Source organism: Terrisporobacter sp. (assembly GCF_017888745.1).
Classification (GTDB): domain Bacteria; phylum Bacillota; class Clostridia; order Peptostreptococcales; family Peptostreptococcaceae; genus Terrisporobacter.
The window spans coordinates 17,951-41,807 of the sequence record NZ_JAGHFM010000149.1 but is presented as its reverse complement, the minus strand read 5'-3'; the positions used below and the strand labels follow the sequence as shown (position 1 = coordinate 41,807).

Genomic DNA, 23,857 nt, shown 5'->3' with positions numbered 1-23,857 from the left:
TTGGAAAATTAAATAAAGATGATAAAGTAGAAGTGATATCAGAAAGTGGATCATGGAGTAAAATAAATTACAAAGGAAGTACAGCCTATGTAAGTAGTCAGTATCTGTCTGATAAAAAAGTAGAAGATGATAAGGACGAAGAAGTAAAAGTATCTAATAAAAAAGTTACAGCAAGTACTTTGAATGTAAGAAGTGGCCCATCAACATCACATTCGATTATAGGGACTTTATATAAAGGAAATGTAGTAAAGCCTTTATCACAAGATAATGGATGGGTTAAAATAAAACTTAATGATACTACAGGATATATCTCTGATACATATTTAACTAATACATCTGAAAGTGAAAACATAAATGGATTTAATAACTCATCTTCAGCAGGTACAAACTATAAGCCTTTATCGTACACATTAGATCAACATGTAGAAGTACAGTATAGTAAAGCCTTAAAAGGTGGAAATAAAATAGATGCATCTTCATCTACTGGAGGAAGTGGAAATAGAGGATATATAAATGCTACAAGAGCTGACTTGAAAAAATATTTAAATCCAGATACATTTACTTCATCTAAAAGTGGAATGAACCAATTTTTAAGGCTTGATAGTTATAAAGGTGGTGTAACTGTAAGTCAGTTAAACTCTTATTTAAATAGTTTAGCTCCTGACTCTAATGGAAACAATGTTTTTTATAACAAAGGTGAAGCATTTATAAATGCAGCTAAGAAAAGTGATATAGACTTAGCTTATTTTGTGGCACATGCTATGGTTGAGACTGGTTATGGAAGATCCACATTAGCAAAAGGTCAATATGTGAGTACTCCAAATGGACAAGTAAAAGTATATAATTTCTTTGGTATAGCAGCTTTTGATGGAACAGCAGATTCTTCAGGGAAAAACTATGCCTATAAGATGGGGTGGACAAGTGTTGAAAAAACTTTGGAAGGTTCAGCTAAATGGATAGCTGATAATTATATAAAAAATTCAAGGTATAACCAAAATACTCTATATAAGATGAGATGGAGTTATGAAAATCCTAATCATCAATATGCAACAGATGTAAACTGGGCAAAACTTATAGGGTCTGTTATGACAAAAATAACTTCTATGTATAGCTCAACTTCTATGAAATATGAAGTTCCAAAATATAAATAAAATAAAAAATCCTACTTTTTATAAGTAGGATTTTTTGTTAAGCAAAGTATTTCTTATATTTAAAAAAAGATTCTAAATTATTTTCTTTTATGATAGATTTTAAATCACCATAATTATAAGTTGCTAAAGCATATTCTCTAACCTTATCAAAAATGAATCTTTCTTTAGGTGTGTGAAAATGCATAATATTTCTAGCTATTTCCCAGGCAATAGCCTCCCTACCTACTAAATTTTTCTTGAAAATTAAAACACTATTTTCTAAATCTTGCGGAAGATTTTTTTTATGAAAATCAATATTGGAAAAATCAATATTATAATGAAGCATCTTTTCTAAAATATCTGTCAATACTTTTGATTGTTCCCATCTATTACTGTTAATACTATCATCTAATATATGACCAATTTCATGGGAACAAACACATTTAGCAATTATCTTTAAGTTATCTTGTGAAATATCTATATTATAATAATCGAATCCATTAACATAAAAATAAAAGTTATAGCAAAATGACAAGAAACCCAATCTAGTAACTAACAAAATTTTAAATTTTGGCAGTGCACATACGGGTGTATCTTTTTTATTAGAATAATAAAGATATACTTTTTTATTGATATATGAATTAAAGTCTTTTATACAGTCTTTAAATAGTTTTTTACCTCCAAGATTGTCGTAGTAGGTTGATAAATAATTTATATCAAGGATGTTCTTGCATGTCATATTAAACACCGCCTTAATTTGAATAGTCGTCATATTATATAATATTAATTAAAGATGAATTCGAAGCTAATCCTAAAAAATTTTTTTATTAGTAAATAAAAATAAAAAAGAATATATATTATACTCAATATTAATTGTTTTTGAGATGTGATATAATAATTTATCTAGAAAGGAAGTGATAATCTCATGGATAATATTAAAGATTATTTAAGCAAATTAGAAATAAATAATAATAGGTTATCAAAGCAACTAGGAGATGTGCAAGTGTCTAAAGTTGTGTATTTTAAAGAAGACAGAATATTTTATATGTATTTATCATCAAAGGAAATGATATCTCATGAGATTTTAGATGAACTTAGAGAAGAATTACTAGGTAAATTAAATTACTTTAAAAATATTAGAATAAAGATTAAATATATAGGCTTTGGTAGAAAATCAGAAAAAGATATTATAAAAGCTTATTGGCATAATATTTTATATATATTAAAAAAAATATGTCCAGCAATAGAAGGATGGAAAAAACAAGTTGAATATATGTATTTAGATAATCTTTTAAAAATTAAAATACCTAAAGATATTTTTTATGAAAAATTAAAAAAGAATAATATAGAAGAAGTAATAAAAAATATATTAATTGAAGAATTATCTATAGAAGCTGATGTTAAAGTTGAAAAAGCTGTAAGTGAAAAAATAGACAGAAAAAAATTAATGGAAAGAACAGATAAAGAAATAGAAGAATTAATTAAAGAGCTAGAGTTTGATACTGTTGAAGAAGTTGAAGAGGAAGGATATGTTATCAAAGACGATGAACATGATACACACCTAATATATGGTGAAGATGTAAATAGTTTAGTTTGTTCAATCAAAGACTTGAATCAAAACTCTAAAACAGTGGCAGTAGTAGGTGATGTATTTAATATAGAAATAAAAGAATTAAGAAATGGTAAAATTCTTTTAATAATGTCTATTACAGATAACACAAGTTCCATTAACTGTAAACTATTCTTAAATGACTTAAATAAAGATAAAGTATTAGATAAAGTAAAAGAAGGTTCTTATGTAAAAATCAAAGGAGATGTTTTATATGATACTTATCAAAGAGAACTAACTATGACAATAAGTGGTATCAGAGAAGAAGAAAAGCCTCTTAGAAAAGATAAAGGAAATAAAAAAAGGGTAGAACTTCATGCTCATACTCAAATGTCTTCTATGGATGCCATATGTTCTACTAAAAAGTTAGTAAAACAAGCAGCCACTTGGGGACATCAAGCCATAGCCATAACAGATCATGGTGTTGTACAAGCCTTTCCAGAAGCTATGGATGCAGGAAAATCAAATAATATAAAAATACTTTATGGTGTGGAGGGGTATTTAGTAGAAGATAATGCTCATATTGTTGAAGATGCAAATGATTTAGATTTATCTCAAACTTTTGTAGTATTTGACTTAGAGACTACAGGTTTTTCTAATAAAAATGACAAAATAACTGAAATTGGTGCAGTTAAAGTAGAAAATTTCAAAGTGGTAGATAGATTTAGTCAATTAATTAATCCACAAAAAGATATTTCTTACAAAGTTCAAGAACTAACGGGTATAACGAATGACCTAATAAAAGATAAGCCCACAATAGAAGAAGTATTGCCTAAATTTGTAGATTTTATAGGAGACAGCGTTTTAGTTGCTCATAATGCTGATTTTGATATGGGATTTATGAAACAAAAATGTAGAGAACAAAATATTGAATTTAAGAATATAAGTATAGATACACTAACTCTTGCTAGAACACTTTTACCACATCTAAAAAGATTTAAACTGAATATAATAGCTAAAGAACTTGGTATACCTCTACTTAATCACCATAGAGCAGTAGATGATGCTGAAGCTACAGCTCATATATTTATTAGGTTTTTAGAAATGATAAGAAAAAAAGGCGGAGAAAAATTAAGTGATGTAAATTCCATATTAGGAGATATAGACTATACAAAACTAAGAACAAATCATGTTACTTTAATTGCTCAAAATCAAGTTGGGATTAAAAACTTATATAAAATAGTATCCGATGCTCATGTAAATCATTTTTATAGAGCGCCAAGAATATTGAAAAGTGTTCTTCAAAAATTTAAAGAAGGTATTATAGTAGGATCAGCTTGTGAAGCAGGGGAAGTTTTTCAAGCAGTAAAACAAAATAAGAGTGATGAAGAAATAGAAAAAATTATTCATCTCTATGATTATATAGAAGTAATGCCTATAGATAATAATAGATTTATGATTGATAAAGGTGAAGTTGAGGATGAAGAAGAGCTAAGAGAAATAAATAAAAGACTTATAGAAATTGCTAAAAAGTTTAAAAAATTACCTGTAGCTACAGGAGATGTTCACTTTATAGAGAAACATGAAGCAATTTTTAGAAAGGTATTAAAATATTCTCAAGGATTTAAAGTAGATGAAGAAGAAACATATCTTCATTTTAGAACTACAGATGAAATGTTAGAAGAATTTAGTTATTTAGGTGAGGAATTGGCTTATGAAGTAGTAGTTGAAAATACTAATAAAGTAGCAGATATGGTGGAAAGTATATTGCCAATACCTAATGAAACATTCCCTCCAGTAATAGAAGGGTCTGACAAAGAGCTTAGAGATATGTGCAATGCTAAGGCAGAGAGGATATATGGTTCTCCACTACCTGATGTAGTTAGAAAAAGGTTGGACAGAGAACTAAATTCTATAATTAGCAATGGATATGCAGTTATGTATATAATTGCACAAAAACTAGTTACTAAATCTCTATCAGATGGATATCTAGTTGGTTCTAGGGGATCTGTTGGTTCATCATTAGCTGCTACGATGAGTGATATAACAGAGGTTAACCCGCTACCAGCACATTATATTTGTGAAAACGAAGAATGTAAATATTCTTATTTCTATGAAGTTGGTGAGTGGGGTTCTGGAGTAGATTTACCAGATAAAGATTGTCCAAAGTGTGGTAGAAAATTAAAAAAAGATGGTCATGATATACCTTTTGAAACATTCCTTGGGTTTGAAGGTGATAAAGAGCCAGATATAGACCTTAATTTCTCAGGAAGTTATCAGCCTGTAATTCATAAATATACGGAAGAACTTTTCGGAGAAGGATATGTATACAGAGCTGGTACTATAGGTACAGTAGCAGAGAAAACAGCATATGGATATGCGAAAAAATTTGTGGAAGAAAATGATTTAAACTCAACAAGTGCAGAGGTGTTAAGACTGGCCAATGGTTGTACAGGTGTGAAAAGGACATCTGGTCAACATCCAGGTGGTGTTATGGTTATTCCTAACTATAAAGATGTATATGATATTACACCAATACAATATCCAGCTAATGACACCAGCTGTGGAGTAATTACTACTCACTTTGACTATCACTCTATAAGTGGTAGGATACTAAAACTTGATATACTTGGGCACGACGTTCCGACTATTATAAGAATGCTTGAGGATATTACGGGTACTGTAGCTACAGAAATACCTTTAGATGACCAGGAAACTATGTCATTATTCACATCTACAGATGCACTGGGAGTTACACCAGAAGAAATTAATTGCCCAATAGGATCTCTTGCTATACCTGAGTTTGGGACCAAGTTCGTTAGACAAATGCTTTTAGATACAAAGCCTAAGACATTTGACGAATTAGTACGTATATCTGGTCTTTCGCACGGGACAGATGTGTGGTTAAACAATGCACAAGATTTAGTTGTTGAAGGGACTGTTGAATTCAAAGAAGTTATAACTACTCGTGACGACATAATGAACTATCTTATATTTAAAGGATTAGCACCGAAGTTGGCATTCACAATAATGGAGAGTGTTAGGAAAGGTAAAGGGTTAAAACCGGAATTCATAGAAGAAATGAATAAGAATAATGTTCCAGAATGGTATATAGGTTCATGTCAAAAGATAAAATATATGTTCCCGAAAGCTCATGCCGTAGCATACGTTATGATGAGTTTTAGATTGGCATATTATAAGGTACATTATCCTGCAGCTTTTTATGCAACATATTTTACTACAAAAGCAGAAGATTTTGATGCTGACTTAATAGTTAAAGGGTTAGATGTTATAAGGGACAAAATAGATGAAATACAATCTCTTGGAAATGATGCCAGTGCAAAGGAAAAAAATATGCTTACAGTACTTGAAGTTGCATTAGAAATGTACGCTAGAGATATAAAGATAATTCCTGTTGATATATATGAGTCTGATGCTACTAAGTTTAGGGTTATTGATGATAAAACAATTTTACCACCAATGATAGGATTGCAAGGGGTTGGTGAAAATGCAGCCATCCATATTCAACAAGAAAGGGAAAATGGTGAATTTATTTCAAAAGAAGATTTAAGAAGAAGGACTAAAATTTCAAAAACAGTAATTGAGACTTTAACAAATCATGGCTCGTTATCCAATATGAGTGACAAAAATCAGCTTTCCTTGTTTTAAAATATTATTATAGATTCGGGACAAAATATATAATATAATGGAAGGACTGGTAAATGAAAATTTATACTTTGAAAAAATAGTAAATATGACATCAAGTGTAATAGAGAAAAGGAGGATTTGCTATGTTTAGTTCAGAGCTTATTGAATGGGTAGGTTATGGAGCATCTATTTTGCTAGTAATATCACTTATGATGACTGATATTACTAAGTTAAGAATAATAAATTCTATTGGATGTTTAATGTTTGTTATATATGGTTTAACCGTAGGTGCATATCCTGTAGCTTTATCCAATATGGCAATTATACTTATTAATTTTTATAATTTATATAAGTTAAAAAGTCAAAACCAATAATTATTACGTTTAACTACTTATATAATACAAAAAAACCACAAAAGCTTGTAAATATAAGATTTTTATGATATAGTGATATATAAAATAGTATATTTGCAGAAACTAAGAGTGAGACATAGCTTCTCACTCTTTTGTTTTAAATAATATATAAGTACAACTGAATAGGAGGTAATCAATATGAAAAAAAGCATAGCTGCTGAAATTGAACAATTAGTGTTACCAATAACAGATGCTAATAATTTAGAATTAGTTGATGTTGAGTATGTTAAAGAAGGAGGAGAATTCTTCCTTAGAGTTTACATTGATAAAGAAGGCGGAGTATCTTTAAATGAATGTGAGGTTGTAACAAGAGCATTAAATCCAATTTTAGACGAGAAAGATCCAATAAAGGATAATTACTACTTAGAAGTATCATCTCCAGGACTTGATAGACCGTTAAAAAAAGATAAAGACTTTATAAAATACCAAGGTAGAGATGTGGAAATAAAGCTTTATAAACCAATGAATGGTTCAAAACAACATGAAGGTGAATTAGTTGGTTTAACTGAAGATAAAAATATTAAAGTTATAATAGATAATGAAGAAGTTGAATTTAATAAAAAAGATGTTGCACTTATTAGATTAGCAATTAAATTTTAGTGGTAACATATTAATATAGGGAGGATAATAAAATGAATCATGAATTCATGGAAGCTTTAGATGAATTAGAAAAGGATAGAGGTATTGATAAGGATGTACTTATAGATACAATTGAGCAAGCACTTTTAACTGCTTACAAGAAAAACTTTGGTTCTGCTCAAAATGTTAGAATAGATTTTAATAGAGAAAAAGGTGATGTTAAAGTATATTCACAAAGAAGAGTAGTTGATGAATCTGATTTATATGATAATTTCTTAGAAATAGAATTAGATGAAGCAAGACAAATAAATCCAAAATATGAATTAGGAGACATATTAGAAAATGAAGTAACTCCAAAAGATTTTGGTAGAATAGCAGCTCAAACAGCTAAACAAGTAGTTGTTCAAAGAATAAGAGAAGCTGAAAGAGAAATAATATACAATGAATTTATAGAAAAAGAAGGAGAATTAGTAACAGGAGAAGTTGCTAGAGTATCTGATAATAAAAAAATAGTTTATGTAAGACTAGGGAAAATAGAAGCTTCTATGCCAGAAACTGAACAAATACCAGGAGAACACTTTAAAGCTGGTGATAAAATAAAGGTATATATATTAGAAGTGAAGAAAACTAATAAAGGACCTCAAATAGTAGTTTCTAGAAGTCATCCAGGTTTAGTAAAAAGATTATTTGAATCAGAAGTTCCAGAAATATACCAAGGTATAGTTCAAATAAAATCTGTATCAAGAGAAGCTGGTTCAAGAACAAAAATGGCTGTTCATTCTATAGATGAAAAAATAGATCCAATAGGTGCTTGTGTAGGACCAAAAGGAACTAGAGTAAAATATGTAGTTGATGAACTTGGTGGAGAGAAAATTGATATAATAAACTATAGTGAAAATCCAGCTGAATATGTATCAGCATCACTAAGCCCATCAAAAGTAGTTAAAGTAGAAGTTAATGAGGAAGAAAAATCAGCTTTAGTTGTAGTTCCTGATTATCAATTATCTTTAGCTATAGGTAAAGCAGGGCAAAATGCTAGACTTGCAGCAAAACTTACGAACTGGAAAATAGATATAAAAAGCGAATCTCAACTAGACGAAGAATAAGGAGGGATAAGTTTGACAAAAATAAAAAAAGTACCTCAGAGAAAATGTATTTCATGTCAAGATAGAGATAATAAGAAAGAGCTTATTAGAATCGTTAAAAATAAAGAAGGCGAAATTTTTATAGACTTAACTGGCAAAGCTAATGGAAGAGGAGCATACATATGCAAGGATTCTGAGTGTTTAAAAAAAGCTATAAAAAGCAAAGCTTTAAATAGAGCATTTAAAATGGAAGTTCCTAATGAGGTATATGAAAAATTATTATCGGAGTTAGAATCTTATGAAAAATAATAATAATCAAATACACTCATTACTAGGAATTGCTATGAGAGCTGGTAAATTAGTATCTGGAGAAGATGCTACATTATTAGATTTAAAAAAAGGTAAGTTAAATTTAGTTATTGTAGCAGAAGATGCATCAAATAATACAAAAAAACTTTTTAAAGACAAATCTTCATTTAGAAATGTAAAGTGTATTCACTTTTCTACAAAAGAAGGTTTAGGATTATCCATTGGAAAAGATTCTAGAGCTGTTATAGGAATAAAAGATATAGGATTTACAAATAAAATTGTACAATTAATGGATTAACAAATAATTATAGGGGGTGATCTTGTGAAAAAAACAAGAGTATACCAAATAGCAGAGCAAGAGGGAATGTCAAATAAGGATATTCTAGCAAAATTAAAAGAATTAGGAATTGAAGTGCAAAACGAAAAATCTGAAATAGAAGAAGAAGATGTTGAATTATTACTAGACTTAATAAAAGAAGAAAAAGGTAATAATGAAAATACTATAGCTGTTGAAGGAAATTTAACAGTACAAAATTTAGCAGAAGCATTAGGAAGACCAGCTACAGAAGTTATAATGAAACTTATGAAAATGGGAACTATGGCTTCATTAAATCAAGAAGTTAATTTTGAAATAGCTTCTCACTTAGCAAGTGAATATGGATTTACATTAACTATGTCTTCAAATGAAGAAGATGCTGAAGAAGAAATAGAAGCATTAATGGACATACAAGAAGATGCTGAAGAAGATTTAAAACCAAGACCACCAGTTGTTACAGTTATGGGACACGTTGACCACGGTAAAACTTCTTTACTTGATGCAATAAGAAGTACACATGTTACAAATAGTGAAGCAGGTGGAATTACTCAACATATAGGTGCATCTGAAGTATCAATAAATGGACAAAAAATAGTATTTTTAGATACTCCAGGACATGAGGCTTTCACATCAATGAGAGCTAGAGGTGCACAAGTTACAGATATAGCTATACTTGTTGTTGCAGCTGATGATGGTATAATGCCTCAAACAATAGAAGCAATAAACCATGCTAAAGCAGCGGAAGTTCCACTAATAGTAGCTATAAACAAAATAGATAAACCATCAGCTAACCCAGATAAAGTTAAGCAAGAACTATCAGAACAAGGATTACTTGTTGAAGACTGGGGTGGGGATGTTATAGCAGTTCCAGTTTCAGCTAGACAAAGAACAGGTATAGATACATTACTTGAAATGATACTTTTAGTTGCTGAAGTAGAAGAATTAAAAGCTAATCCAAATAAAAGAGCAGTAGGTACTGTTATAGAAGCTGAATTAGATAAAGGAAGAGGTCCTGTTGCAACTATATTAGTTCAAGGTGGTACTCTTAAAGTTGGAGACCCAATAGTTTGTGGTGTTGCTTGTGGTAAAGTAAGAGCGATGATAAACTCTAAAGGAAAAAGAGTTAAAACTGCTGGACCATCAATGGCAGTAGAGATACTAGGTCTTTCTGAAGTTCCACAAGGTGGAGACCAGTTTGTAGCTGTACCTTCAGATAAAGTTGCTAGAAGTATAGCAGAAAAAAGACAATTAATAGCTAGAGAAGAAATGTTAAAATCTAGTCAAAGAATGTCACTTGATGAATTCTTTAATCACATGAATGATGGTCAAGTGAAAGAACTTAATATCGTCATAAAAGCAGATGTTCAAGGTTCTGTTCAAGCGGTTAAACAATCACTTGAAAAACTATCTAACGAAGAAGTGGGTGTAAGAGTAATTCACGGTGGTGTTGGAGCTATAAATGAATCAGATGTTATGCTTGCTGCTGCATCAAATGCAATAATAATAGGATTCAATGTTAGACCAGTACCTAGTGCTGAATCATTAGCAGAAAAAGAAAGTGTAGATGTCAGAAGTTATACTATAATATATAAAGCTATAGAAGATATACAAGCAGCTATGACTGGTATGTTAGATCCAGAATATAAAGATGAAGATACAGGTAAAGCAGAGGTAAGAGAAGTTTATAAAATATCTGGTGTAGGAACTGTATCAGGATGTTATGTTACATCTGGGAAAATATTCAGAAGTGGTAAAGTTAGAATCGTAAGAGATGGAATAATAATTCACGAAGGTGAAATACAAGCTCTTAAGAGATTCAAAGATGATGTAAAAGAAGTTAATAATGGATACGAATGTGGTATGAGCTTTGTAAACTACAACGATATTAAGGTTGGAGATATAGTAGAAGCATATATAACAAAAGAAGTAGAAAGAAAATTAAAATAAATAATTAACGAAAAGTAAAGAAGGTTGATATTATGGCATCGTATAATAGAACACGTAGAATAGGCGAAGAAATAAGAAAAATAGTAAGTACAATGCTTATTAATGGAATAAAAGACCCTAGAATAAATTCTATGGTAAGTGTAACAGATGTAGAAGTGACTAATGACTTAAGCTATGCCTATGTATATGTAAGCATTTTAGGTGGAGATGAAGAATCTACTTTACAAGGTTTAAGCAGTGCTGAAAGTTACATTAGAAGAGAAATAGGAAGAAGTATAAAAATAAGACATATCCCACAAATCATATTTAAAGTAGACGATTCATTAATCAAAGGTATGTATATGGACAGCCTTATAAAAAAAGTATCTGAAAAAGATAATCAAAGATCTCAAAATGAGGAAACTGATAATGAATAATATAGACAATATTATAAATTATTTAAATGGAAGTAACGATTTTATCGTTACTTCTCATATTAATCCAGATGGAGACAATATTGGTTCAACTCTTTCAATGTATTATTTCTTAAAAAATCTTAACAAGAGGGTTTACTATGTTTTAGATGATAGTGCACCTTTAAATCTTCAATTTCTAGTAAATGATATAAACAGAATAAGCTCTCAAGAATTTAAAGAGATGAACATAAATGATTATAATTTGGTTGCTTTAGATTGTGGAGATAAAAATAGAATATGCTTAGATGACAATATAATGTCTAACTGTAATAAACTAATCAATATAGATCATCATGATAGTAACGATTTGTATGGAGATTATTATTATGTAGTTAAAGATGCATCATCAACTTGTGAATTAGTATATAATCTACTAAAAAGAAATGAAGAAATAACTAAAGTAAAAACTATTGATGAAAAAATAGCTACATGTCTTTATACAGGTTTGATGACAGATACAGGCAAACTTACCTACTCAAATACTCAAGCAAGTAGTTTTGATATGGCTAAAAATCTATTACTTGCAGGTGCTGATACTCAATTAGTTGTACAAAGTGTATTTGGTAGCAATCCTTTTAATTTTTATAAATTATTAGGTGAAGCTTTAAATTCCTTAGAAATAACAAATATTAAAATAGCTACAATGTGTGTAACCCAAGACATGTTAAAAAGAACTGGTGTAGATTTTAAAGATACAGACGGTGTAACTCCTTATGCTAGAGATATAGAAAATGTGGAAATTGGAATTTTACTTAAAGAAAAAGGCAATAATGAAATTAAAGTAAGCTTAAGATCCAAATCATATGCTGATGTAAGTAAGATAGCAAAAGTATTTGGTGGAGGTGGTCATATAAGAGCTGCTGGATGTACTATATATGATACAATAGAAAATGCAAAAGAAAAGATAATACAAGAAGCATTAAAAGAAATTTAAGGATGATTTTTAATGAATAAGATAATAAATATATTAAAACCTACTGGAATGACATCTCATGATGTTGTCAGTAGAGTTAGAAGAATTTTAAATATAAAAAAGGTTGGTCATACAGGTACATTAGACCCTGATGCGGCAGGTGTACTTCCTATTTGTATAGGAAAGGCTACTAAAGTAAGCGAGCTTATATTAAATAAAGAAAAATCATACATATGTGAATTGACTTTAGGAGCAAGTACGGATACGTATGATTCTTCTGGAGTTATTTTAAAAGAAGGAGATACTTCAAAAATCACGAAAGAAGATATTTATAAGGCATTTGAGAGTCAAAGAGGAGAAATTGATCAATATCCTCCAATATACTCAGCTCTAAAAGTAAATGGTAAAAAAATGTGTGATTTAGCTAGAAAAGGTAAAGCAGACAGTATAGAAATTAAACCTAGAAAAGTAAAAATAGAACATAATGAAATTTTAAGCATAAAGGATAATAAAATTTTATTTTTAGTAAAATGCTCAAAAGGAACTTATGTCAGAAGTATTTGCCATGATATTGGAGAATATTTAGGATGTGGTGGACATATGTCATTTTTACTTAGGACGTCTTCAGGAAAATTTAACTTAGAAAACTCAATAACTTTAGAAGAATTAGAACAATATTATTGTGACAACATATTAGAAAATTACTTATATGACATTGATTATGTATTAGATAAGTTTAAGCCAGTTAAATTAGTTGAAAGTGCACTAAAATATTATAGTAATGGTGGCATAATAGATTCTAGAAGGTTTACTACAGATAATCTAGATAATGAAGATGAGTATGTTAGAGTATACTGTAATAATAAATTTATAGGAATAGGAAAAATATTAAAAAATAATAACACTATTAGTATAAAGAGTGATAAACTTTTTATAGAATAAATATTATATCAGTGGGGAAAAGACATGATTATTATAAATTCTTTAGAAGAAATAAAAAGTTTTGATAAAAGTGTTGTTACTATAGGCAAATTTGATGGTATACATAATGGTCATAAAGTTCTTATAGAAAAAACAGTTTCTATTGCAAAAGAACAAGATTTTAAAAGTGTAGTAATTACTTTTAAAAATAGTCCTTTAAGTTATTTCTTTAATAGAGAAACAAAAGAAATAATTACAGAAGAGGATAAAATGAATTTATTTAAATCTTTAGGAGTAGACATAGTAATTGATATACCTTTTGATAAAAGTATGGCTGAAATATCGGCTGAAGACTTTGTAAAGAACATTTTAATAGAAGGTTTGCATGCCAAAAAGGTTATTGTAGGACATGATTTTGCTTTTGCAAGGAATAGAGAGGGAAATGCACAAACTTTAAAACAATTAGGTTCAAAATATAGTTTTGATGTGGATGTTATAGGACCAGTAAGAGTTAAAGGAAAAAGAATAAGTAGTACTTTTATTAAGGAATTAGTTCAAACTGGAGAGGTAGATGGAATACAAGAATACTTAGGCAGAAATTATACAATAGAAGGTGAAGTAATTAAGGCTAAACAAGTAGGGAGAATTATAGGATTCCCTACAGCGAATCTTAAGTTAAAAGAAAGTTTGGTAATACCTAAAAGAGGTATATATGCTACAAAGGTATATATAGATAATGAAGTTTATATAGGAGCTACAAATGTTGGATATAATCCAACTGTTAATGGAAATAAAATGTCTATAGAAACAAATATATTAGAATTTGATAAGGATATTTACGGAGAAACTATAAAACTTGAATTTTTGGAAAGAATAAGAGATGAAAAGAAGTTTAAAGATTTAAATGAATTAAAAGTACAATTGAAGAAGGATATTAATTATATATATAAAAAGTATATTTGCAAAAGTAACTAAGTTGTGATAAAATAATCAAAGTAACCATTACTCGGCATATGAATACTCCAATCAATGCTTAGTAAATGGCGATTATTAAATATTTGGAGGTAAAACAAATGAATAAAACAGAAATAATAAAAGAATTCGGAAGAAAAGAAGGAGATACTGGTTCTCCAGAAGTTCAAATAGCATTATTAACAGCTAGAATAAACGAATTAAACGATCACTTAAAAGTTCACAAAAAAGACCACCACTCAAGAAGAGGTTTATTAAAAATGGTTGGTAGAAGAAGAAACTTATTAGCTTACTTAAAAGAAAAAGACTTAGAAGGTTACAGAGCATTAATAGCTAAATTAGGATTAAGAAAATAATCTTGTTACTTTATTTAAAAAGCAGGTATACTATAATACCTGTTTTTTTGTATTTTATAATAAAGAAATTTAAATACTATGTTCTATAAGGGGGCAGTAGCAGTGAAAATTAAACTATTATGCGATAGCATGTGCGACATTCCTGATGAAATAAAAGAAAAAGATTTTCTAGAGATGATTCCACTTACTATAAACATAGGTGGAAAAGATTATAAAGATGGTGTAGATGTTACTAAAGAAGAATTTTATGATGTTTTAAAAAATAGTGATATTTTACCTAAAACATCTCAAGCTACATATATTCAATTTAAAGAAGCTTTTGAAAAGTATGTTAATGAAGGATATGATGTTATATGCATAACAGGATCTTCAAAGACATCTGGAACATATCAAAGCGCTACTTTAGCTAAAAATGATGTAAGTGAAAATATTTATTTATTTGATTCATTATTTTTATCACTAGGTAGTGGTCAATATGTAATAAAAGCTTGTGAATTAATTGAAGAAAATAAATTAAGTGCTAATGAGATAATTGATAAACTAGAAGAAATTAGAGATAGTGTAAATTTATTTTTTGTTCCTTTTACACTTGAATATTTAAAGGAGAGTGGAAGACTTCCTAGTATTGTATCTTTTGTAGGAAATATGTTAAATATAAAGCCTATATGTACTATGGAAGATGGAAAAAATAAAATAGTAACAAAAGTTAGAGGTACAAAACATATAGCATCTAAGTTAGTAGACATGATTTTAGAAGTTAATAATAATGACTTAGAATCAAAAACTATTACTATAGGATATGGATCAAATGAAGAAGATTTTAAAAAGTTAAAAGAAGAAGTAGATAAAAGAATAAAAGCTAAAAATGTTTTTATTACAAGGGGAGGTTCTAGTATATGCTCACATACAGGACCTGAAATTTTAGCAATAAGTTCTTCGAAATAGTTAATAATAAACATATGACTAAAAGCCCTAATAATGTACATGATATAATTATATTGTTAATTAGTAGTAATTTTGTTAATATAGTACATAGAAGAAATAGTGGTTTTAGTACAAGAGGAGGTACAAGCATTAATGTTTGAACATAAAATTTTTACAATGGATTTAGCAGGAAGAGAACTTTCTGTTGAAATAGGAAAAATAGCACAACTTGCTAGTGGAAGTGCAATACTTAGATACGGTGAGACTATGGTTATGGTTAATGTATCAAAATCAGCTCAACCAAGAGAAGGTGTTGATTTCTTCCCACTAAGTGTTGACTATGAAGAAAGATTATATTCAGTTGGTAAAATACCAGGTGGATTTTTAAAAAGAGAAGGTAAACCATCAGAAAAAGCTATACTTACATCTAGACTTATAGATAGACCTATAAGACCTTTATTCCCAAAAACTTTTAGAAATGATGTACAAGTAGTTGCTACAGTTTTATCTGTAGATCAAGACTGTACTCCTGACATAGTTGCTATGATAGGTTCTTCAGTAGCTCTTTCTATATCTGAAATACCTTTTAATGGCCCAACAGGTTCTGTATGTATAGATTTAGTAGATGGAGCGCTTGTTGTTAACCCAACAGCTGAAGAGAGAGAAAAAAGTTCATTACATCTTGTAGTATCAGGAACTAAAGATGCTGTAATGATGGTTGAAGCAGGAGCAGATGAAGTACCAGAATCATTAATGCTTGAGGCTATATTAAAAGCGCATGAAGAAATTAAGAAAATAGTTGAATTTATAGAACAAATCCAATCTGAAGTTGGAAAAGAAAAAATGGAATTTGAAGAAATTAAACCGAATCCTGAAATAGAAGCTAAGGTTAGAGAAATAGCTACTGAAGGAATGAGAGAAGCTGTTAGAGTAGTTGAAAAATTAGAACGACAAGAGGCTATGGATGCGGTTAAAGAGCAAACTATAAATAGCTTTGACGAAGAAACTTTGGAGGAATTTGGAAATGATATAATAGCAACTTTAGATGCGATTATTAAAGAAGAAGTTAGAAAAGCTATAGTTCATGAAGGTAGAAGACCAGATGCTAGAAAAACTGATGAAATAAGACCAATTTGGTGTGATCATGGATTTATACCAAGAGCTCATGGTTCAGGGTTATTTACTAGAGGACAAACTCAAGTAATGACAGTTACAACTCTTGGAGCATTAGGTGATGTTCAAATATTAGATGGACTTGATGAAGAAGAAAATAAGAGATATATGCATCACTATAATTTCCCAGCATACTCTGTTGGTGAAGCTAGACCATCAAGAGGGCCAGGAAGAAGAGAAATAGGTCATGGAGCTTTAGCTGAAAGAGCATTACTTCCAGTAATACCATCAAAAGAAGAATTCCCTTATGCTATAAGACTTGTATCTGAAGTATTAAGTTCAAATGGATCTACATCTCAAGGTTCTGTTTGTGGTTCTACATTATCTTTATTAGATGCTGGTGTACCTTTAAAAGATATGGTTGCAGGTATCGCAATGGGACTTATAGAGCATGATGGGAAGATGGCTATACTTTCAGACATACAAGGTATGGAAGACCACTTAGGAGATATGGACTTTAAAGTTGCAGGTACTGAAAAAGGTATAACTGCTATACAAATGGATATAAAAATAGCTGGTATAGATAAAGAGATATTAACTACTGCCCTAGCTCAAGCGAGAGTTGGTAGATTACATATCTTAAATGAAATGAAAAAATGCATAGATAAGCCAAGTGAAGAGTTATCTAAATATGCACCAAAAATAGTTACTATGAGAATAAATCCAGACAAAATAAGAGATGTTATAGGAGCTGGTGGTAAAGTAATAACTAAGATAATAGATGAAACAGGTGTTAAAATAGATATAGAACAAGATGGTGAAGTATTCATAGCTGGAGTTGATATGGATATGATAAGACTTGCAGAAAAGAAAATAAATGATATAGTTGCAGAAGTTGAATTAGGAGTTGTCTATAAAGGTAAAGTAACTAGAATAGTTAATTTTGGTGCTTTCGTTGAATTACTTCCAGGAAAAGAAGGTCTTCTTCGTATAGGAAATATTGCTCATGAAAGAATAGAAAAGGTTGAAGATGTTTTAAATGTTGGAGATGAAGTAGAAGTTAAAGTTACTGAAATAGATGAAAAAGGAAGAGTAAACTTATCTAGAAAAGTTTTATTACCTAAACCAGAAAGAAAAAATAAATAGTAATTAATTATTATATAAGTGAACGAGACATTGTCTCGTTTTTTTATTTTTAGCAAGTCCTAAATAAAGAATAATTTAAGAGGTATCCTAATAAAATTAATTAAGAAGTAATTTGTACATATTAGGAGGAGAAGCTTATGATAATGATGGTACTTAACAAAAGTAAGTTAAAAAAGATAATAATGTTTATCTTAATTATCTTGCTAATTGTAGGAGGGATTGTATTTACTGTAAAAAAGAACGAACCTACACCAACTATAAATATTTTAGACTTAGCAAAAGAACCCTATACCCAGGGCACTAAAAAGGACAGTGGCTATGTTGCATTAACATGCAACATAGACCTAGGATGGGAAAGTGAGTATGTTGAATCTATATTAGAAACTCTAAAGAAAGAAAAAGTAAATATAACTTTTAATGTAACTGGCAAATGGGTAGAAAAAAATAAAGACTTATTATTAAAAATAAAAAATGAAGGTCATGAGATAGGGAATCATGGATATAAGCATTTAGATTATGCAACCTTATCTTATGATGATAATCTAGAGCAAATAACTACATCTAAAAAAATAATAGATAATGCTTTAGGTGAAGAAACTAAATTCTTTCAAGCACCAGCAGGCTCTTTTGGATCAAATACAGTAAAAGCAGCAGAAAGTTTAAATTACATATGCTTTAAGTGGGATGTGGATACTATTGATTGGCAAGATAAACATAATCCAGAAAAGATAATAGAAAGAGTGAAAAAGAAAGATATAGTAGACGGAAGTATAGTTCTTATGCACCCTACAGAGGCTACAACTGAATGTATAGATGATATAATACAGATTATAAGGGAGAAAAATCTTAAGCCTGGTAGACTTAGTGATGTGTTTGTTGTTGAATAAATTATCTTACTAAACTATAATTAATACTATATGTTTTTATGGATAAAGAAAATATAAAGAATAAAGAAAAAATTGGAGGATAGTATGTATAAATGTCAAACCTTAAAAAATGGTCTTACTGTAGTAGGTGAGGAAATACCATATTTTAAATCCGTATCTCTAGGTATTTGGATAAATACAGGCTCTAGAATGGAAAAACAAAATGAAAGTGGTGTATCTCATTTTATAGAGCACATGTTATTTAAAGGGACTAAAAATAGAAGTGCAAAAGATATAGCGAGGGATATAGATAATCTGGGGGGACAAATAAATGCTTTCACAAATAAAGAGTGTACATGCTATTACGTTCATCTTTTAGATGAGCATATTAATGTGGGGATAGATGTACTAAGTGATATGATACTAAACTCAACTTTTGATAAAAAAGATATAAATAAAGAAAGATTTGTAATATTAGAAGAGTTAAAAATGTATGAGGACTCTTTAGAAGACCTATCCTATGATTTATTATTAGAAAATATTTACCCTGACAATGGATTGGGGATGAATATATTAGGAAATCGAAAAACTATCAAAAATATTACTAAAGAGCAAATATTAAGTTATTTTAATAAGTATTATGTACCAAATAATGCTGTAATTTCAGTTTGTGGTAATTTTAAATTTGATAATCTAGTAAAAGAGTTAGAAATGAAATTTGGAGAGTGGCAAACAAAAGAAGTTTGTACTGATGTTGAAGAAGCTAAGTTCCACTCTTGTATAGTAAGAAAAAATAAAGATAGCGAGCAAGTAAATATTGCTATCAACTTAAAGGCAATACCAGAAGAGAATGAAGAAGAATCTTATGCATTAGCAGTTGTTAATAATATTTTTGGGGGAAGCACAAGCTCAAGATTATTCCAACATATAAGAGAAGAAAAAGGTCTAGCATATTCAATATACTCATCTCAGACATTATATAGAAAATGTGGGGAATTAGGTATATTTGCGAGTACAAGTGAAGAATATTTGAAAGAAGTATATGAAAGCATAATAAATGAAATAAAATATATAAGAGAAAATTATGTTACGGAAGAAGAGCTAAAGGAAAGTAAAGAACAATTAAAAGGTAATTATATATTAAGTTTAGAAGGCGTTGATTCTAAAATGTTATCTATGGGTGAATCAATGTTGCTTAATAATAAAATAAAAGATGAGGATGAAATAATAGAACATATAAATAGCGTTAATATGGAACAAGTTAAGGCGATTATTGACAAAGTATTTAACATAGAAAATTTAGGAGTCTGTATTGTAGGAAAAGATGTAGAAAGTGTTCAGATATAAAATAATTAATATTTAATTTATATTGGGGGAAAAAATATGAATTTATCTGAATTGGCTGGTAAAGAAATTGTGAATTTAGTTACTGGAGAGAGACTAGGTGTAATTGGAGAGTGTGACATAATCATAGATGAAAGTTCTGGAAAAATATTAGCATTATCTATACCAAGAGAAAGAGGTTTTTTTGGAATAAGAAGGGATAAAGGGGATTTAGAAATTCCTTGGAGAAATGTGAAAAAAATTGGAAATGATATGATTATTATTGAATATGAAGGAATATATTAGGAAGAGCCTACGACAATACTAGTATAAAATTTTGTGGTATGATAGTAGTATCATAATAAAGAATAAATACAATGAATTATATTCATAATCAATGTTCAAATTTATAGCTAAAAAGCAAGATAATTTTATCTTGCTTTTTGTGTTTATTGTAAGTAAGAATTTATTTTAGACTCATTGGGAAATATAAAAATAAATATATTCTATGAGGTGAAATAAATGATAAAAAATCAAGATAATACTAATCAATACATAAATGATAATAGTGGCAGTGATAATGAATTAGAAGATTTAAATTATGATGAATCAAATGTAGAAGAAAAAGAAGTAAATAAAGCAGAAAATAGGAATAATGCAAATAGTAATGATAACTCAGATGAAGATCAAGACAATGATGATGAAAAAATACAAGATATAAAACAAATGGGGGTTAGCAATATGCCGTCTAATGCCTCAAAAGAAATTCAATGCATAACAATAATAGGCGAAATAGAAGGACATTTTGTTGGTAACCCGCAAAAAAAATCTACAAAATATGAACATATAATACCTTTATTATACTCTGTTGAAGAAAGTAGTGAAATAAAAGGAATACTTGTTATTTTAAATACAGTAGGAGGAGATGTGGAAGCAGGCCTTGCTATGGCAGAGTTAATAAATAGTATTTCAAAAAAAGTAGTAACTTTAGTCCTTGGTGGAAGCCATTCAATAGGTGTTCCTCTTGCAACTGCAGGTGATTATTCTTATATAGCACCAACAGCTACTATGATAGTTCATCCTATAAGAACTAATGGACTTGTTATAGGTGTAAATGAAACTTTTGAATATTTTAAAAAGATGCAAGAGAGAATAGTTGAATTTATAACAAGGACTTCTAATATAGAAAGAGGAGAATTAGAAAGGCTTATGCATGCTAAAGATGAACTAGTAAGTGATGTGGGAAGTGTTCTAATTGGTAAAGAGGCCGTTGAGTGTGGACTTATAGATGAAGTTGGAGGGCTTAAAGAAGCTTTAGCTAAACTTAGACAATTAATAAAAGATGATCAAAATCAAGAGAATAAATAAGATTTGTTTAAAATTAATAAAATGTGATATAATGTTTTAATAGTCAAGTGTTAATGTAATCCATTAACACTTTTAATTTGAATTGAAAAGGTATGAGAAATAAGAGGTGAGATTGGTGGCTAAGAAAAAAAGTAAAGGCTCTAATAATAAAAAGTACAAAAAAAATAAAGAGAGTATGATTATCTCTGGAGAGTATTCTAATTTAGTTACAATATTCATAGGTATATTTTTATTATATAGTTTAAATTCAAACTCAATGGGCCTTATAGGACAATTTATACAAGACACTTTTAAAGGGTTGTTTGGAGCTCTTTCCATAATTATTCCAGTTCTAATAATCATAATAGGTATTCTTGGATTTTTTGAAAGAAATGAATATGTTTATAGAATGAAAAGGAGTAAAGCTGGTTACATATTCATATTATTTTTATTCATATTTTATGGATTAATTAATGCAAGGAGAATTCCAGTAGAAAATCCTCTAAAACCAAATATGTATAGAGATGTTATGCAAATGGGAATAGAAGGAAGTGGTTGTGGACTTGTTACATCTACAATTGCATATTTCATCAAATCAGTATTTGGTCTAACAGGTGGATGGTTAATTTCATTATTCGTATTATTTATTACGATTATGTATACATTTAATATATCTCTAAAAGATTTAATTTTAGGTATACAAGAAAAATCTAATAACATTAAAAATGGTAATATGAGTATGAAAGATAAGATGTCAAATTTAAAGGAATCTGCAATTAATCTGGTTACTGAAGAGGTTGATGAAACTACTCAACTAGGTAACAATAAAAAAGGATTATTTAAAAATATCCTTCATAAAAATGAGAATAAAGATGAATTAACTAATACAAATATAGATTCAAATGTAGAAGATGAAGACAAAACTATAAAAATAGTAGGATTTAATAAAAGTGATGATGATTATTTAGAAATACTTGAAGGTACAAGTTCAATGCCAGAATTAGATGTACTTAAAGATCTTCAAAATACAAATCCAAATTTAAGTAGGACTAATGTAAATCTGGATAAGACTACTGAAATTACATTAGATAGAACTACTGAATTAGAATTTAATAATCAATCAACTTTTTATAATTATCAAAAACCTAGTTTAGATTTATTGACTAAAATAGGTAATAAATGTAATGAAAGTGATAAAAGAAAGGCTTTAGAAAATGCCTCACTATTAATTAAAACATTATCTAACTTTGGTGTAGATACTAAGATGGGCCAAGTTACTTTAGGGCCTACAATCACTAGATATGAAGTTCAACCAAATCCGGGAGTTAAGGTGAGCAAGATTGTAAACTTGTCTGATGATATAGCTCTTAGTCTAGCTGCGAAAAGTATAAGAATAGAAGCACCAATACCAGGAAAGAGTGCAATAGGTATAGAAGTTCCAAATGATGAACCACAAGTTGTTAGTCTTAGAGATGTACTTGGAAGTAAAGAATTTAAGGATAACTCTTCTGTATTATCTATAGGACTAGGGAAAGATATTAGTGGTAATCCTGTTGTGGCTGATATTGGGAAAATGCCTCATTTACTTGTTGCAGGGGCTACAGGATCTGGTAAGAGTGTTTGTATAAACACAATAATAAATAGTGTATTATTCAAAGCTACTCCACAAGAAGTAAAATTATTACTTATAGACCCTAAAGTTGTTGAATTAGCAAATTATAATGGAATACCACATTTATTATCTCCAGTTGTAACTGATCCGAAAAAAGCAGCAAATGCTTTAAATTGGGCAGTAGTAGAAATGAATAAGAGATATAAATTATTTGCTGAGCTTGGAGTAAAAGATATTACAAGTTATAATGAAAAAAGTGAAACTAAACTTTGTAAAATAGTAATAATAATAGATGAGCTTGCTGACTTAATGATGGCATGTGCAAATGAAGTAGAAGATTATATATGTAGATTAGCGCAAATGGCAAGGGCAGCAGGTATGCACTTAATTATTGCAACACAAAGACCTTCTGTTGATGTAATTACAGGGGTAATAAAGGCAAATATCCCATCAAGAATAGCATTTGCAGTTTCATCTCAAACAGATTCTAGAACAATATTAGATATGGGTGGAGCTGAAAAACTACTTGGTAAAGGTGACATGTTATTCTATCCTTTAGGAGCTTCTAAGCCAGTTAGATTACAAGGTGCATATATTTCAGAAAATGATTCTGATAAAGTTATAGATTTTGTAAAAGGCCAAGTAAAAGAAGAAATTAAATACGAAGAAGAAATAATACAAACTATCTCAAAAACAGCTAATATTAAAAATAATGATGTGGATGAATTTTTAGAAGATGCTATAGCATTTGTAGTACAAAGTGGACAGGGGTCATCTTCTATGTTGCAGAGAAAGTATAAAATAGGATTTAATAGAGCTGCTAGGTTAATAGACGCTATGGAAGAAAGAGGGATAGTTGGCCCTAGTGAAGGAAGTAAACCTAGAAAGGTATTAATAACTATGGAAGAATTGGCGAATTTAGAAGGTGAATAG

The 23,857-nt window shown here is 29.3% G+C and carries 21 protein-coding genes; 20 read left to right on the top strand and 1 reads right to left on the bottom strand.

Annotated features, from left to right (window positions below):
- Positions 1-1,151 (top strand): N-acetylglucosaminidase (locus tag J7G74_RS07310; protein ID WP_297133585.1); only part of this gene is annotated, 1,151 nt, incomplete at its 5' end.
- Positions 1,152-1,188: 37 nt separating this feature from the next.
- Here J7G74_RS07310 and J7G74_RS07305 read toward each other — a convergent pair.
- Positions 1,189-1,869, bottom strand: coding sequence for a hypothetical protein (locus J7G74_RS07305; RefSeq protein WP_297133583.1), 681 nt, complete (start codon positions 1,867-1,869; stop codon positions 1,189-1,191).
- A gap of 186 nt (positions 1,870-2,055) precedes the next feature.
- Between J7G74_RS07305 and J7G74_RS07300 the strand changes: the two genes are divergently transcribed.
- The 19 genes from J7G74_RS07300 (at position 2,056) to J7G74_RS07210 (ending at position 23,857) form a co-directional block, all read left to right on the top strand.
- Positions 2,056-6,348 (top strand): PolC-type DNA polymerase III, encoded by a 4,293-nt coding sequence (locus J7G74_RS07300; protein ID WP_297133581.1) that lies wholly within the window; start codon positions 2,056-2,058, stop codon positions 6,346-6,348.
- A 122-nt stretch (positions 6,349-6,470) separates the two neighbouring features.
- Entirely contained in the window at positions 6,471-6,701 is a 231-nt protein-coding gene (locus tag J7G74_RS07295; RefSeq protein WP_297133579.1) for a YgjV family protein, read from the top strand.
- A 177-nt stretch (positions 6,702-6,878) separates the two neighbouring features.
- Complete coding sequence (gene rimP, locus J7G74_RS07290) at positions 6,879-7,340, top strand: ribosome maturation factor RimP (protein WP_297133577.1); 462 nt, start codon at positions 6,879-6,881, stop codon at positions 7,338-7,340.
- Between the two features lie 32 nt (positions 7,341-7,372).
- On the top strand, positions 7,373-8,425 hold the full coding sequence (gene nusA, locus J7G74_RS07285) for a transcription termination factor NusA (RefSeq protein WP_297133574.1): 1,053 nt from the start codon (positions 7,373-7,375) through the stop codon (positions 8,423-8,425).
- Positions 8,426-8,437: 12 nt separating this feature from the next.
- Positions 8,438-8,713 carry an RNase P modulator RnpM gene (gene rnpM, locus J7G74_RS07280; RefSeq protein WP_297133572.1) on the top strand — a complete coding sequence of 92 codons (276 nt, stop codon included), beginning with the start codon at positions 8,438-8,440 and terminating at the stop codon, positions 8,711-8,713.
- On the top strand, positions 8,703-9,011 hold the full coding sequence (locus J7G74_RS07275) for a L7Ae/L30e/S12e/Gadd45 family ribosomal protein (protein WP_297133570.1): 309 nt from the start codon (positions 8,703-8,705) through the stop codon (positions 9,009-9,011). Before rnpM ends, J7G74_RS07275 begins: the two co-directional genes overlap by 11 nt.
- Before the next feature lie 24 nt (positions 9,012-9,035).
- A complete protein-coding gene (infB, locus tag J7G74_RS07270; protein WP_297133568.1) occupies positions 9,036-10,976 on the top strand; it encodes a translation initiation factor IF-2 in 1,941 nt (646 codons plus the stop codon).
- Positions 10,977-11,008: 32 nt separating this feature from the next.
- A complete protein-coding gene (gene rbfA, locus J7G74_RS07265; protein WP_297133566.1) occupies positions 11,009-11,392 on the top strand; it encodes a 30S ribosome-binding factor RbfA in 384 nt (127 codons plus the stop codon).
- Complete coding sequence (locus J7G74_RS07260) at positions 11,385-12,365, top strand: DHH family phosphoesterase (protein WP_297133564.1); 981 nt, start codon at positions 11,385-11,387, stop codon at positions 12,363-12,365. Before rbfA ends, J7G74_RS07260 begins: the two co-directional genes overlap by 8 nt.
- Positions 12,366-12,377: 12 nt before the next feature.
- The gene (gene truB, locus J7G74_RS07255) at positions 12,378-13,286 is read left to right on the top strand and encodes a tRNA pseudouridine(55) synthase TruB (RefSeq protein WP_297133563.1); all 909 of its coding nucleotides are present in this window, start codon (positions 12,378-12,380) and stop codon (positions 13,284-13,286) included.
- Positions 13,287-13,310: 24 nt separating this feature from the next.
- Complete coding sequence (locus tag J7G74_RS07250) at positions 13,311-14,240, top strand: bifunctional riboflavin kinase/FAD synthetase (RefSeq protein ID WP_297133561.1); 930 nt, start codon at positions 13,311-13,313, stop codon at positions 14,238-14,240.
- 98 nt (positions 14,241-14,338) lie between these two features.
- Positions 14,339-14,593, top strand: coding sequence for a 30S ribosomal protein S15 (gene rpsO, locus J7G74_RS07245; protein WP_297133559.1), 255 nt, complete (start codon positions 14,339-14,341; stop codon positions 14,591-14,593).
- A gap of 102 nt (positions 14,594-14,695) precedes the next feature.
- The gene (locus tag J7G74_RS07240; protein WP_297133554.1) at positions 14,696-15,538 is read left to right on the top strand and encodes a DegV family protein; all 843 of its coding nucleotides are present in this window, start codon (positions 14,696-14,698) and stop codon (positions 15,536-15,538) included.
- A 132-nt stretch (positions 15,539-15,670) separates the two neighbouring features.
- Positions 15,671-17,776, top strand: a complete 2,106-nt coding sequence (pnp, locus tag J7G74_RS07235; protein ID WP_297133552.1) for a polyribonucleotide nucleotidyltransferase — start codon at positions 15,671-15,673, stop codon at positions 17,774-17,776.
- A gap of 137 nt (positions 17,777-17,913) precedes the next feature.
- The gene (locus J7G74_RS07230) at positions 17,914-18,663 is read left to right on the top strand and encodes a polysaccharide deacetylase family protein (protein ID WP_297133550.1); all 750 of its coding nucleotides are present in this window, start codon (positions 17,914-17,916) and stop codon (positions 18,661-18,663) included.
- Between the two features lie 84 nt (positions 18,664-18,747).
- Positions 18,748-19,989 carry a M16 family metallopeptidase gene (locus J7G74_RS07225; RefSeq protein ID WP_297133547.1) on the top strand — a complete coding sequence of 414 codons (1,242 nt, stop codon included), beginning with the start codon at positions 18,748-18,750 and terminating at the stop codon, positions 19,987-19,989.
- A 36-nt stretch (positions 19,990-20,025) separates the two neighbouring features.
- Complete coding sequence (locus tag J7G74_RS07220) at positions 20,026-20,271, top strand: YlmC/YmxH family sporulation protein (RefSeq protein ID WP_297133545.1); 246 nt, start codon at positions 20,026-20,028, stop codon at positions 20,269-20,271.
- Between the two features lie 216 nt (positions 20,272-20,487).
- Positions 20,488-21,333, top strand: coding sequence for a ClpP family protease (locus J7G74_RS07215; protein ID WP_297133540.1), 846 nt, complete (start codon positions 20,488-20,490; stop codon positions 21,331-21,333).
- A 175-nt stretch (positions 21,334-21,508) separates the two neighbouring features.
- Positions 21,509-23,857, top strand: coding sequence for an FtsK/SpoIIIE family DNA translocase (locus tag J7G74_RS07210; RefSeq protein WP_297133586.1), 2,349 nt, complete (start codon positions 21,509-21,511; stop codon positions 23,855-23,857).

Excerpts from the sequence above, each read along its gene's own strand:
- J7G74_RS07305 (WP_297133583.1), bottom strand. The coding sequence starts at position 1,869 with ATGACATGCAAGAACATCCTTGATATAAATTATTTATCAACCTACTAC.
- J7G74_RS07300 (WP_297133581.1), top strand. The coding sequence starts at position 2,056 with ATGGATAATATTAAAGATTATTTAAGCAAATTAGAAATAAATAATAAT.
- J7G74_RS07295 (WP_297133579.1), top strand. The coding sequence starts at position 6,471 with ATGTTTAGTTCAGAGCTTATTGAATGGGTAGGTTATGGAGCATCTATT.
- rimP (WP_297133577.1), top strand. The coding sequence starts at position 6,879 with ATGAAAAAAAGCATAGCTGCTGAAATTGAACAATTAGTGTTACCAATA.
- nusA (WP_297133574.1), top strand. The coding sequence starts at position 7,373 with ATGAATCATGAATTCATGGAAGCTTTAGATGAATTAGAAAAGGATAGA.
- J7G74_RS07275 (WP_297133570.1), top strand. The coding sequence starts at position 8,703 with ATGAAAAATAATAATAATCAAATACACTCATTACTAGGAATTGCTATG.
- rbfA (WP_297133566.1), top strand. The coding sequence starts at position 11,009 with ATGGCATCGTATAATAGAACACGTAGAATAGGCGAAGAAATAAGAAAA.
- J7G74_RS07260 (WP_297133564.1), top strand. The coding sequence starts at position 11,385 with ATGAATAATATAGACAATATTATAAATTATTTAAATGGAAGTAACGAT.
- truB (WP_297133563.1), top strand. The coding sequence starts at position 12,378 with ATGAATAAGATAATAAATATATTAAAACCTACTGGAATGACATCTCAT.
- J7G74_RS07250 (WP_297133561.1), top strand. The coding sequence starts at position 13,311 with ATGATTATTATAAATTCTTTAGAAGAAATAAAAAGTTTTGATAAAAGT.
- rpsO (WP_297133559.1), top strand. The coding sequence starts at position 14,339 with ATGAATAAAACAGAAATAATAAAAGAATTCGGAAGAAAAGAAGGAGAT.
- pnp (WP_297133552.1), top strand. The coding sequence starts at position 15,671 with ATGTTTGAACATAAAATTTTTACAATGGATTTAGCAGGAAGAGAACTT.
- J7G74_RS07230 (WP_297133550.1), top strand. The coding sequence starts at position 17,914 with ATGATAATGATGGTACTTAACAAAAGTAAGTTAAAAAAGATAATAATG.
- J7G74_RS07225 (WP_297133547.1), top strand. The coding sequence starts at position 18,748 with ATGTATAAATGTCAAACCTTAAAAAATGGTCTTACTGTAGTAGGTGAG.
- J7G74_RS07220 (WP_297133545.1), top strand. The coding sequence starts at position 20,026 with ATGAATTTATCTGAATTGGCTGGTAAAGAAATTGTGAATTTAGTTACT.
- J7G74_RS07215 (WP_297133540.1), top strand. The coding sequence starts at position 20,488 with ATGATAAAAAATCAAGATAATACTAATCAATACATAAATGATAATAGT.
- J7G74_RS07210 (WP_297133586.1), top strand. The coding sequence starts at position 21,509 with ATGATTATCTCTGGAGAGTATTCTAATTTAGTTACAATATTCATAGGT.